12 protein-coding genes are annotated in these 11,182 nt (G+C 71.4%); 8 read left to right on the plus strand and 4 right to left on the minus strand.

The window, feature by feature from the left end:
* Positions 1-99 precede the first annotated feature (99 nt).
* Positions 100-324, plus strand: coding sequence for a Sec-independent protein translocase subunit TatA (gene tatA, locus LN251_RS24190; RefSeq protein ID WP_403949157.1), 225 nt, complete (start codon positions 100-102; stop codon positions 322-324).
* A 118-nt stretch (positions 325-442) separates the two neighbouring features.
* Here the strand turns inward: tatA and LN251_RS24195 are convergent, their stop codons facing one another.
* Together LN251_RS24195 and LN251_RS24200 are read right to left on the minus strand one after the other, a co-directional pair.
* Entirely contained in the window at positions 443-895 is a 453-nt protein-coding gene (locus tag LN251_RS24195; RefSeq protein ID WP_458246209.1) for a DUF6114 domain-containing protein, read from the minus strand.
* Entirely contained in the window at positions 895-1,566 is a 672-nt protein-coding gene (locus tag LN251_RS24200; protein WP_058922373.1) for a DUF6230 family protein, read from the minus strand. Before LN251_RS24200 ends, LN251_RS24195 begins: the two co-directional genes overlap by 1 nt.
* A gap of 670 nt (positions 1,567-2,236) precedes the next feature.
* Here LN251_RS24200 and LN251_RS24205 point away from each other — a divergent pair.
* Positions 2,237-2,890 carry a Tat pathway signal sequence domain protein gene (locus LN251_RS24205; RefSeq protein WP_458246210.1) on the plus strand — a complete coding sequence of 218 codons (654 nt, stop codon included), beginning with the start codon at positions 2,237-2,239 and terminating at the stop codon, positions 2,888-2,890.
* Positions 2,891-2,908: 18 nt separating this feature from the next.
* Here the strand turns inward: LN251_RS24205 and LN251_RS24210 are convergent, their stop codons facing one another.
* The gene (locus LN251_RS24210) at positions 2,909-3,838 is read right to left on the minus strand and encodes a lytic polysaccharide monooxygenase auxiliary activity family 9 protein (protein WP_458246211.1); all 930 of its coding nucleotides are present in this window, start codon (positions 3,836-3,838) and stop codon (positions 2,909-2,911) included.
* A 469-nt stretch (positions 3,839-4,307) separates the two neighbouring features.
* On the opposite strand from LN251_RS24210, the gene LN251_RS24215 reads away from it, so the two are divergent.
* Together LN251_RS24215 and LN251_RS24220 are read left to right on the plus strand one after the other, a co-directional pair.
* A complete protein-coding gene (locus LN251_RS24215; RefSeq protein WP_458246212.1) occupies positions 4,308-4,955 on the plus strand; it encodes a ScbR family autoregulator-binding transcription factor in 648 nt (215 codons plus the stop codon).
* Positions 4,956-5,058: 103 nt separating this feature from the next.
* Positions 5,059-6,228 (plus strand): damage-control phosphatase ARMT1 family protein, encoded by a 1,170-nt coding sequence (locus LN251_RS24220; protein WP_458246213.1) that lies wholly within the window; start codon positions 5,059-5,061, stop codon positions 6,226-6,228.
* A 3-nt stretch (positions 6,229-6,231) separates the two neighbouring features.
* On the opposite strand, the gene LN251_RS24225 is transcribed toward LN251_RS24220, so the two are convergent.
* The gene (locus LN251_RS24225) at positions 6,232-7,494 is read right to left on the minus strand and encodes a cytochrome P450 (protein WP_458246214.1); all 1,263 of its coding nucleotides are present in this window, start codon (positions 7,492-7,494) and stop codon (positions 6,232-6,234) included.
* Positions 7,495-7,790: 296 nt separating this feature from the next.
* Here LN251_RS24225 and LN251_RS24230 point away from each other — a divergent pair, with 296 nt between their 5' ends.
* The 4 genes from LN251_RS24230 to LN251_RS24245 are packed head-to-tail and all read left to right on the plus strand — an operon-like array spanning position 7,791 to position 11,157.
* Positions 7,791-8,747 (plus strand): ABC transporter substrate-binding protein, encoded by a 957-nt coding sequence (locus LN251_RS24230; RefSeq protein WP_458246215.1) that lies wholly within the window; start codon positions 7,791-7,793, stop codon positions 8,745-8,747.
* Positions 8,748-8,753: 6 nt separating this feature from the next.
* Complete coding sequence (locus LN251_RS24235; protein WP_458246216.1) at positions 8,754-9,560, plus strand: ABC transporter permease; 807 nt, start codon at positions 8,754-8,756, stop codon at positions 9,558-9,560.
* Positions 9,557-10,408 (plus strand): ABC transporter permease, encoded by an 852-nt coding sequence (locus LN251_RS24240; RefSeq protein WP_458246217.1) that lies wholly within the window; start codon positions 9,557-9,559, stop codon positions 10,406-10,408. Before LN251_RS24235 ends, LN251_RS24240 begins: the two co-directional genes overlap by 4 nt.
* The gene (locus LN251_RS24245) at positions 10,405-11,157 is read left to right on the plus strand and encodes an ABC transporter ATP-binding protein (protein ID WP_458246218.1); all 753 of its coding nucleotides are present in this window, start codon (positions 10,405-10,407) and stop codon (positions 11,155-11,157) included. Before LN251_RS24240 ends, LN251_RS24245 begins: the two co-directional genes overlap by 4 nt.
* Positions 11,158-11,182: the final 25 nt, after the last annotated feature.

Below are 11,182 nucleotides of genomic sequence, written 5' to 3' on the forward strand. Positions count from 1 at the left end.
TGTACAGTTGCGCAAAGTGGCAACCGTTGACGGGTGTGCGAGCAGCGCCGACCGTCCGTCGCCGACGTGTGACGTAGTTGAGGAAAGGGAGGGTGCGGCATGCTCCGCAACGGACTGGAACCCTGGCACCTGCTGATCGTGGCCATCGTCGTGATCGTGCTCTTCGGATCGAAGAAGCTGCCCGACACCGCCCGCGCCCTGGGCAAGTCGATGCGCATCCTCAAGAGCGAGGCGAAGGCGATGAAGGACGAGGGCCCCGTCGCGCCGCCCGCGCCGACGGTCGTGGAGCCGACGGAGGTCGGCAAGGGGGCCGCGGCCTCCTGAGCCGCCGCTCCCCGCTCCCCGCACCTCCGCACACGTGCAGGCCGACCCGGAATACGACTCCGGGTCGGCCTGCACGTGTGTCCTGCGGCTGTCGGGCGGCGGCTCCGCGGCCGTGCGGTTACGGCACCTGGACCGCATCCGCGGGAGCCCCCGGCTCCGCGGCGGCCTCCGCGGCCTTCCGGCGCTGCCGGCGGCTGCGGCGCGGCTCCTGGTCGGGCAGCCAGCCGAAGATCAGGCAACTGCCCACGGCGCCCAGGAGCAGGCCGATGAAGAAGCCGCCCAGGTTCGAGGTGAGCCAGGTGCCCAGCGAGGACATGACGCCGATGATCGAGTAGAACAGGCGCTGACCGGGGCTGAGCAGCGTCAGCAGCCCGCACAGCACCATCACGACCGGCAGCAGATAGCCGGCCAGACCCTGCATGCCGATGTGCATGATGACCTTCAAGGAGGCCTTCTCGGTGAGCAGGATCTCCGCCCCGCCCAGGGTGAGCAGCAGCCCGCCCCAGAACGGCCGGCCCGCCCGCCAGTGACGGAAGGCGGGACCGAACCCTTGCCTCGGGATGCCCGACATCAGCAACCCGAGTCGCTGAACCGGAGCTTGAGGCCCGGAAGCTTGAACACGCCCGCGGTGGTGGCGTAGTTGGTCTGCCGCAGGTTGTCGATGTGGACCGTGTCGGCCTGCTGGCTGAAGACGCCCTCCGGACCCTTGACCCCGGCCTTGTTGAGCGTGCTCGCGTCGTTGCCGATCTCGATGTTGTTGAACGAGGCGTCGCCGGTCAGCTGCGTCGAGTCGGTGGTGAGGTTGTTCGCCTGCACCTTCGAGGAGCCGCTGCCCGCCGTGATGAGCAGGTTGGTGCCGCCCAGGTCCACGCTCTGGCAGAGGCTGTCCAGCGTCGCGTTCTTGATCGCCGAGGTGACGACCAGGACCTGACCGCCGGTGTCGCCCGCGTTCGGGCTGTTGTCGATCATGCTGTCGAGCGCGCCGAACTGCTCGAAGCCGGTGCCGTCCAGCGACTTCGCGGTGACGGTGAAGGGCATGCCGGAGATCGAGAACGACACCCCCAGGGCACCCTGGGCGGTGAGGATGCCGAGGCCGGCGAGCGCGGCGACGGCGGGGACCGCCATCACCGCGGCGCGGCGGGCGCGAACCCGGCCGCGTCTGGCGGGCTCGGACGAGGAACCGCTTTCGGGGTTCTCGGGGGTGAGGTCGGCGGACGAGGTGACGTCCGGGGACGAGGCCATTTCTGCTCCCATGTGCATAGTCAGTGCGGGTTGGGCGTCAGCGGCGCGTTGTCCTGGCGCGGACAGCCTGCGGACGCACGGCTTCTTCCAACTCCCGGCGGGTGGAAGGGCTTTCTCGTACTCCGCAGTAGCCAGCGAGGAAGTTACCCGTGGTTACTTTCGAGGGTCAAGGCAGTTGTGAAAAAAGGGTGTCGATTGTGGGTCGCCCGTGGGTCGTGAGCCGACCGCTGTCCCTCTCTTCTTGTGCGGACTATTAGAACGATCGTCAACTCCCTTGTGGGCGCTTGACGTTGACTGAACATCAGGTCTACAACTGCCCCTGGCTTCACCCGGATCCGTGGCGCCGGATCCCGTCACGCGGCATCGTCCGCGTCTCCCGGACCCCTGTTGTCCAGAGTGGGCACTTCCTCGCCCGACACAAGCCCTCCACGGCCCGGCACGGGCACTTCCCCCCTGGTCCGCGCCGGGCCGACTTCCCGGCCGGCCCGGCCGACGGCCCTCCCCACGGGTCTGCGGCCGACCGCCGGCCGGTCGCCGTCGCCGGCCCGTGACGTAAGGAGAAGGCGTCACGGGCCGGCAACGGCGGACGTCGACTCGCGCCCACCGTTTTCAACCCCCCACGTTCCACCCACCCTCGAACCACCCCCACTTCCGAAAGAGGCACTGACGCATGCGCACTCGCACCCTTCTCACCCTCGTCGGCACCGTCGCCGCGCTCTCCCTGCCCGCCGTCGCCCCCGCCTCGGCGGCCGACACCGCGGTCCTCACCACCGGCTCCGCGGGCGGCGCCGCCGTCGCCGTCGGCGACACCCTCACGGCCCCGCTGGCCAGCGGTACCAACGCCACCCTGTACTCCAGCGCGACCGGCACGAGCGGTGTGTCCTGCGCGTCCTCGACCTTCAGTGCCACCGTCGCGGACAACCCCGCGGCGCCGGGCACGGCCACCGAGTCGGTCAGCGGGCAGACCTTCGACAGCAGCAGCTGCACCAGCAACGTCCTCGGCGTGACCGGCGTCAGCAGCATCACGGTGGACAACCTGCCCTACACCACCACCGTCGCCTCCGACGGCACCCTCACGGTCACCCCAGCGAGCGGCTCCACCATCCAGACCACGGTCAAGCTGAAGACGCTGCTGGGCAGCATCACCTGCGTCTACCAGGCCCCCAGCCTGACCGGCACGGCCGCCAACGCAGACAACAGCATCAACTTCACCAACCAGCAGTTCACCAAGGTGTCCGGCTCGTCGCTCTGCTTCAGCAGCGGCTACTTCACCGCCAAGTACGCCCCGGTGACCGACAACGGCGCCACGGTCTACGTCAACTGACGCCCGTAGAAACGAGGTTCAGCGTCGACGCAGACGCAGGGCCAGGGCGGCGCCGCCGGTGAGCACCAGCACCGCGGCGGCGCCGCCCGCCAGCAGGGGCGCGGACGGGCCCGAGTCCGCGTTCCGGGCGGAGGCGACGGGGGTGCTGTCGGGACTCGACGGCGCCGGCGTCGCCTCCGTGTTCTGCGCGGGCGCCGTCTCCGTACGGCGCTTCTCGGCCGTCGGGGGCGGCGAGCCGCCGTTCGACCGCTCGGCCGTCGGAGTGCTGCCGCCCGTCCGCCCGGCGGCCGGGGTGCCCTTGCCCCCGGCCGCCGGGAACACCACGTCCGAGCACGAGTAATAGGTGTCCGACGTGCTGCTGTTCTGCCAGATCGTGTACAGCATCTGCCGTCCCGTCCGGTCGGACGGGAGCTTGGCGGTGATCCGGTACGCGCCGCTCGTCAGCGCCGGGTCCTTGACCGTGGCGAACGGCCGCTCGGGCAGCTCCGACCAGGTCAGCGGCTTCGTCGGGTCGTAGCCCTGCTCGGTCAGATAGAGCTTGAACGTGCCGGTGTGCGGGATCGTCGAGGCGTACGTCATCCTCAGCGTCGCGCCCGGCTCCAGCCGCGTCGCCGGCCAGTCCGCGCGGGCCAGGTCCAGGCCCTTGTAGTCGGGCAGGCCCCCGCTGCACAGCTTTCCGTCCGGAACGGTCTGCCGGTCCCGCCCGTTCACGTCCGCCACGCGCAGGTTGTCCCAGAAGGTGAAGGGCGCGCCGTTCGCGGCCACGGCCGCCCGGCACGCCGCCGACTTCGCGTTCGTCCCGCCGTCCGGGGAGCAGGCGTACGCCCGGCTGACCGGGTCCGTGGGTGCGCCGTGCGCTTGCGCGGGACCCGCCGCCCACAGCGGCAGCAGGAACGGGGTCACGAAGGCGGCCGCCAGGGCGGTGCGGTGTGCGGTCATCCGGGGCATCCGGATCGTCTCCTCGGCCGGCGCGGGAACGGGCTGCTCCCGTGGAGTACGGCGAACCGGCGCCGGTTGTTCACCGGTCGGCCTGGCCCAGGGGCTCCTCTACTCGTTGAAAACCAACCGATCGCCCCGTACTTCGGCGCCCGCCCGCACCGGCGCGTCACCCCCCGGGACATCTTCCGTTTTCGCAGGGCCGAGGCAGGGAATGCCTCAACAGACCCTGGCGGCCCACCGGTTGCGCAAGCGCGGGGTGACACGTGTCGTCGGGAGCCGCCCGGGTCGGCGCGGTAGGCCAACTCCCCGCCAGCTAAGGTGAGTCGACGGTCTGAAAGGGCACCGTCCGCATCACCGCACGGTGAGATATCGTGTACGGGGAGTAAGAAACAAACGGCATGCCCCGTTCTTTCCAGTCCCGGGAGGGTTCAAGTCTTTCCCAGGAGTGTTCGGTCCCGGTCCCAGGAGAGTTCAGTCGATGGCGAGGCAGTTACGCGCCGAGCAGACCCGCGCGACGATCATCACAGCCGCAGCAGAACTGTTCGACCGTCGCGGCTACGAATCGACCAGCCTGAGCGACATCGTCGAGTACGCGCAAGTCACCAAGGGCGCCCTGTACTTCCACTTCGCGGCGAAGGAGGACCTGGCCCACGCGATCATGGAGCTCCAGGCCAAGGCCTCGCGCGAGGTGACCAATGAGGTGGAGAGCCGGGGCTACTCGTCCCTGGAGACCTTGATGCGCATCACGTTCGGGATCTCCCGCATGTCCGTGGAGGGGCCGATACAGCGGGCCGGACTCCGTCTCGCCACCGGCCCGGTCGAGGTGCGCCCGCCGCTCTCGCATCCGTTCACCGAATGGCGTGACCTGGCCTCCCGCAAGCTCCACGGCGCCGTCAAGGAGTCCGACATTCACCCCGACATCGATATCGAGGCCACCGCGCACGCTCTGGTCAGCTGGTTCGTCGGCACCCGCGTCGTGGGCCGCACCCTCGAACCCGTCGCCCGCCAGCCCCGCCGCGTCGCCGAGATGTGGCAGGTCATGATCCGCGGCCTGGTCCCGGTGACCCGCCGCGCCCGCTATCTGAGCCTCGCCGCGCGGCTGGAGCGGGAGCCGAGAACGGTCTGAGGCGCGCCGGGCTCCGGAGCGGGGGCCGAGAACCGTCCGAGGCTCGCCGCGCGGCTGGAGCGGGAGCCCGGGGCCGTCCGAGCCGCGCGATACGGTGAGCCGCATGCCTCACGCCCCGTCCGCGCCCGTGATCCTCGGCAACGAGCCGGGGTCGTTCCCGCACAGCGTCCTCGCCGAACGCCACCCGGCGATCATCCGGCAGGTGCGAGAAGCCTTCCCGTACGGCCCCGCGACGCATCGCGCGCTCGACGCGCTCCTCGACAGCTGCACCAAAGGTGTGATCGAACCGCTCCCGGCGGCGGCGCCGGACCTGGACCGCTGGAATGCCTGGGGCCTGACGGCGTACACGGGCCGTTCCTGGTACGACGTCCCGTGGCTGTGGTCCGAGAGCTACTTCTACCGCCAACTCCTCGAAGCCGTAGGCTACTTCGAGCCGGGTCCCTGGCAGGGCATCGATCCGTTCCGCCCCTTCAAGCTCGCCGAACTCGACGCCCCCGAGACGGACGAGGAACTCGCCGCGCTGGACGGCCTGTCCCCGCGGGAGACGGGTCCGGCCCTGCTCCACGGCTCCCTGTGGGGCAACCGCGCCGACCTCGGCTTCCGGCTCTCCGACGCGAGCGCCGGCACGGCGGCGGCCGTCCCCGGACTGGTGGCCGACGACAGCGGCACCCTGTGGTCCCTGCTCCCGCCCGCCGGCACCGGCACGCTCTGCCTGATCGCCGACAACGCGGGCCGCGAACTCGTCCCCGACCTCCTGCTGATCGCCCACCTCCTCGACGGCGGACGCGTGGAGCGGGCGGTGCTGCACGTCAAGCCCCACCCCTACTACGTCTCCGACGCCACCCCCGAGGACGTCCTCGACGCACTCCGCCGGCTGGCCGCCGCGCCGGGTGCGGCGGCCTCGTACGGCCGTACGCTCTGGTCGGCGATGACCGACGGCCGCCTCGCGGTGCGGGCCCACCCCTTCTCCTGCGCCCCGCTGCCGTTCGCGGACATGCCCGGCGACCTGCGCGCGGAACTCGCCGGTGCCACGCTGACCGTGGTCAAGGGCGACCTCAACTACCGCCGCCTGGTGGGTGATCGCCGGTGGCCGCCGACGACCCCGTTCGCCGAGGTCACCGCCCATTTCCCGGGCCCGGTGGCCGCCTTGCGCACCCTGAAGTCCGACGTGATCACCGGGCTGGACGCGGACACGGAGGCCGCGCTGGTGGCGGCGGAGGGGCAGCGGTGGCGCACCAGCGGGACCCACGCCCTCGTCCAGGTGCGTCCGTAGACGTCATGCCAGTCGCAGCGGCAGCGACTTGATGCCGTTGATGAAGTTCGAGGTCAGCCGCCGGGCCGGTCCCGCCGTCCGCAGCACCGGAAGCTCCCGCAGGACCTCCTCGTACAGCAACCGCAGTTGCAGACGGGCGAAGTGGGCGCCGAGGCAGACGTGCGGGCCGTCACCGAAGGAGACGTGCGGGTTCGGTGTGCGGGCGAGGTCGAGGAGGTCCGGCGAGGTGAAGGCCCGTTCGTCGCGGTTGGCGGAGGCGTGGAAGACGACCACCTTGTCCCCGGCGCGGATGCGCCGGCCGGCCAGCTCCGTGTCTTGGACCGCGGTGCGGCGGAAGGTGAGCACGGGCGGGTGCCAACGCAGCAACTCGTCCACCGCAGAGTCGATTTCGGTCTTCCCGGCGCGGAGTGCCTCGTATGCCTCAGGGTGTTCGGCCAGGGTGAGCAGTCCGCCCGGTGCGGCGCTGCGGACCGTGTCGTTGCCCGCGACGGTGAGCAGGAAGAAGAACATCTCCAGCTCCGCGTCGGCCGGTTCGGGGTCGTGGGCGAGAGTGGTCAGCACGTCGTCGGCGGGGTGGCGGCGCTTGTGCGCGGCCAGCCGCTGCGCGTAGTCGAACATGTCCCGCAGGGCTGCGGGGGAGCGCGGGTTGACCGGCCTGCCCTCCGCGTCCAGCAGGGCGGGGCCCGCCTCGTCGGGGTCCTGGTAGCCGATGATCCGCTGGGTCCAGTGCAGCAGCAGTCCGCGGTCGGCGGCCGGGACGCCGAGCAGGTCGGCGAGGTTGAGCAGGGCGTACTCGTCGGTCACGGCGGTGATCAGATCGACCGTGCCGTCGGCCGCGCGGGCCGTGCGCAGCGCCTCGGCGAGCAGGGTGCGGGCCCGTTCCCGGGCGACGGCCGTGAAGCGGTCGACCCGGCCGGGGGTGAAGGCGCGACTCACCAGGCGCCTCAGCCTGCCGTGCCCCGGCGGGTCCTGGTTGAGCATCATGCGCCGGATGAAGGGCAGGTCGTCGGGGTCGGGATCGCGGATCTGCGTCGCTCCCACGGACGAGGAGTACGTCGCCGAGTCCTTCAGCACCCGCACCACGTCCGCGTGCCGGGTCACCGCCCAGAATCCCGGCCCGGCCGGCCAGCCCAGCACCTCGGACTCCTCCTGCCAGGCCACGGGGTGGTGATCGCGCAGGACGCGATAGGCGGCGTAGGGCACCTCGACGGCGTACTGCCGGGGATCGAAGACGTCCGGAACGGGCGGGGCCTCACGTGCGCTCATGGCACCACGGTGACGCGACGGCCGGGACGCGGCAAGGCAACGGTGACCGCGGGGCCTCGGGGAGCGGGCCAGGCAGGGTGACCGCGGGTCCTCGGGGTGCGGCACGGTGATGGTGACCGCGAGCCCGCGGGGGCTCGGCACGGAGGCCGGGCGGCGAACACTTCCATCCTCTTCGAACAGCTGCCGTCATCCCGATCAATCTGTGGTGATCATGACAGAACCCTGATAGGTATGCCCGCATGGCGTTGCATCGATTGCGGGTGGGAAGTCGAGCACGGGCAGGGCGTCGGTCCGGGGTGGCGGGGGCCGGGAAGCCGACGGCCGTCCTGGCCGCTCTGGCACTGCTCCTCGCGGGCTGCGGCGACGGCGGGGGATCCGATTCCGCCGAGGGCGGCGGACTGACCGAAGTCAGGGTCGCCGCACTGCCGTTGACGGACTCTGCCGCGCTCTACCTCGCCCGGGACCGGGGCCTGTTCAAGAAGGAAGGGCTGAGTGTCCGGATCCAGCCCGTCCAGCAGAGCATCCAGGCACTGCCGGCCCTGTCCAAGGGGCAGGTCGACGTGATCGCGAGCGCGAACTACGTGACGTTCCTCCAGGCCGATGAGAAAGGCACCCTCGACCTGCGGATCCTCGCCGAGGGTGTGCGCACGGCGCCGCACATGATGGACGTGCTCGTGCCCCGCGACTCCGGCATCAAGAGCGTCGCCGACCTCTCGGGCAAGAAGGTCGCCGTCAACATCCTCAACAACATCCAGTCCCTCACCCTCAACGCGATCCTCGACCGGCAGGGCGTCGGCCGGCCCGTCTACCGGCAGATCCCGTTCCCCCAGATGGGGCCCGCGCTGGAGCGGAACCAGGTCGACGCCGTCCACGCCGTGGAACCCTTCGACAGTGCGATCCAGGGGCAGTTGAAGGCGAAGGTGCTGCTGGACGGGGCGACGGCGCCGGTGCGGTCGCTGCCGATCAGCGGCTACGTCACCACGGGGAAGTTCGCCACCGCTCACGCCGAGGCCGCGGCCGCGTTCCGGCGGGCCATCGAGGCCGCCTCGAAGCTCGCCTCCGCCGACCCCTCGGCGGTACGGGCCGAACTCCCCAAGTACACCAAGGTCACCGCGGACCAGGCCAGGACCATCCACCTGCCGTCCTACCCCGCGACCGCGGACGCGGCCCAGCTGCGCCGGCTCACCGTACTGATGAAGGAACAGGGCCTGTTGAAGAAGAACATCGATCCGGCCACGCTCCTGGTGAAGTGACGCGAGGTGAACGGGCGGGTACGACGGCGCCGGGAGCCGTGGCTGGGGCTTGTCGGCGCTCTGATCGCCTTCGGTGTCTGCGAGATCGTCGGGCGGGCCGGCCTCGTGCGGCGCAGCTACCTCCCGCCCGCCTCCGAAGTCCTGGGCCGGGCGGTCGAGTTGGCGGGGGACCGGGCCTTCCTGAACGGCGTCGGCGCCACCCTGCGCGCCTGGGCGCTCGGCCTCGGGCTCGCCGTCGTGATCGCCGTGCCGCTCGGGCTGCTGCTGGGCAGCCTCCCGGTCGTCGACTCAGCCGTACGCGTCATCGTCGAGTTCCTGCGGCCGTTGCCGTCCGTGGCGCTGATCCCTCTGGTGTCCCTGCTGCTGGGCACCGGCACCGAGACCGAGGTCGCCCTGATCGCGTACGCCTCCGTCTGGCCGGTCCTGTTCAACACCGTCTACGGCCTCGGTGAGACCGACCCGCTCGCCAAGGAGACCCTGCGCGCCTTCGGCTTCGGCCGGTTCGCCGTCCTGCTGCGCGTCGAACTCCCCGGCACGGCACCCTTCATCGCCGCCGGCGTCCGCATCTCCGCGGCTGTCGCCCTCATCCTCGCCGTCGCCACCGAACTCCTCTCCGGCTTCGGCCAGGGCCTCGGCATCTTCATCGCCCAGGCCGAACTGGCCACCGACGGCACCCGCGACGTCCTCGCCGGCGTGGTGTGGGCGGGCGCCCTGGGGCTCGTCGTGAACGGGGTGCTCGTGTGGGGCGAACACCGGCTGTTTCCCTGGACACCGGAACGGCAGGCGGCGACCGCCCGGGGGGTGGGGGCGTGAGAGGGGAGCAGGGTCAGGGCACGGCGCGTACGTCCCCCGTGTCCCGCCCCGCCGCTGCCGGCCCCGCGTCCCGTCGCGCCCTGCTCCCGCGTCTTCTGGTCCTCCTTCTCGCCCTCGCCGTCTGGCAGGCGGTCGGGCGAGCCCATGGCAGCGTCTACTTCCCGCCCCCGAGCCGTATCGCGGGTCGCGCCCACGACCTGTGGTTCTCCGGGCCCGTCCGGCACCTCTTCCTCACCGACGTGGCCGTGCGGAACGTGCTGCCGAGCCTGGGGCGGATGGCGGCCGGATTCGGGATCGCCGTCGTCTGCGGGATCGGGCTCGGCGTGGCGGTCGGGCGGTCCCGGTGGGCGTACGCGCTGTGCGACCCGGTGCTGCAGTTCGCTCGCGCCGTGCCGCCGCCGGCCCTGGTGCCCGTGTTCGTCGTGGTCCTGGACTTCGGCACCCCCATGCAGATCACGGCGATCGCCTTCAGCGCCGTGTGGCCGGTGCTGATCAACACGGCGGAAGGGGTGCGCAACACCGACCCGCTCCGGCTGGACGTCGCCGCCGTGCTCCGCCTCCACCCCGTCGAACGGCTCCGCTTCCTGCTCCTGCCGTCGGCGATGCCCCGTATCTTCGCCGGCCTGCGCCTCAGCCTCTCCCTCTCGCTGATCCTCATGGTGTTCTCCGAACTCCTGCCCGGCACCGCCGACGGCATCGGTTTCACCCTCACCGACGCCCAGTCCCGCTCCGACCTGCTCACCGTCTGGGCGGCCCTGCTCCTGCTCGGCGTCCTCGGGTACGTCCTCAACACCGCTCTGCTGGCGGTCGAGCGGCGGCTCCTCGGACGGGGAAGGACGACGGCATGACCCTCCGCCTGGAAGCCCTCGGCCAGCGCTACGGCGACCACCCCGTCCTGCGCGACATCACCCTGACCGTCCCCGACGGCCAACTCCTGTGCGTAGTAGGCCCGTCGGGATGCGGCAAGTCCACGCTGCTGCGCACCGTCGCGGGACTGCGGCCCGCGCACGAGGGCACGGTCACCTTCGACGGCACGCCCGTCACCGGCGTACCCGACCATCTCGCCGTCGTCTTCCAGGACTACGGCCGCTCCCTCTTCCCCTGGCTCACCGTCCGCGACAACGTCGCCCTGCCGCTGCGCCGCCGCGGCCTGGCCCGTGCGGAGCGGCGTGCCGAGGCCGAGCGCATCCTGGAACGCGTCGGCCTCGACGGCGCCGCGCGCCGCCACCCCTGGCAGCTGTCCGGCGGCATGCAGCAGCGCGTCGCCATCGCCCGCGCCCTGGTCTGCCGCCCCTCGCTGCTCCTCATGGACGAGCCCTTCGGCTCCCTGGACGCCCAGACCCGCGAGGACCTCGAAGACCTCCTCCTGGAGGTGCACCGCACCGAGAACACCACCATCCTCCTCGTCACCCACGACATCGACGAGAGCGTCTACGTCGGCGACCGCGTCGTCGTCCTCTCCCCGGGCCCCGGAGCCCGCGTCGTCCTCGAGCTCCCCGTCGAACTCCCCGGCAAGCGCGACCAGATCACCACCCGCGGCCTGCCGGAGTTCGTCGCGCTCAGGGCGCGGGTGGGACGAGCCGTGCGGGGCGCCTGAGAGCACGCCGGCCCGTCCCGTTTGA

This window comes from Streptomyces sp. MAI_2237, from assembly GCF_054189285.1.

Excerpts from the sequence above, each read along its gene's own strand:
- tatA (WP_403949157.1), top strand. The coding sequence starts at position 100 with ATGCTCCGCAACGGACTGGAACCCTGGCACCTGCTGATCGTGGCCATC.
- LN251_RS24195 (WP_458246209.1), bottom strand. The coding sequence starts at position 895 with ATGTCGGGCATCCCGAGGCAAGGGTTCGGTCCCGCCTTCCGTCACTGG.
- LN251_RS24200 (WP_058922373.1), bottom strand. The coding sequence starts at position 1,566 with ATGGCCTCGTCCCCGGACGTCACCTCGTCCGCCGACCTCACCCCCGAG.
- LN251_RS24205 (WP_458246210.1), top strand. The coding sequence starts at position 2,237 with ATGCGCACTCGCACCCTTCTCACCCTCGTCGGCACCGTCGCCGCGCTC.
- LN251_RS24210 (WP_458246211.1), bottom strand. The coding sequence starts at position 3,838 with ATGCCCCGGATGACCGCACACCGCACCGCCCTGGCGGCCGCCTTCGTG.
- LN251_RS24215 (WP_458246212.1), top strand. The coding sequence starts at position 4,308 with ATGGCGAGGCAGTTACGCGCCGAGCAGACCCGCGCGACGATCATCACA.
- LN251_RS24220 (WP_458246213.1), top strand. The coding sequence starts at position 5,059 with ATGCCTCACGCCCCGTCCGCGCCCGTGATCCTCGGCAACGAGCCGGGG.
- LN251_RS24225 (WP_458246214.1), bottom strand. The coding sequence starts at position 7,494 with ATGAGCGCACGTGAGGCCCCGCCCGTTCCGGACGTCTTCGATCCCCGG.
- LN251_RS24245 (WP_458246218.1), top strand. The coding sequence starts at position 10,405 with ATGACCCTCCGCCTGGAAGCCCTCGGCCAGCGCTACGGCGACCACCCC.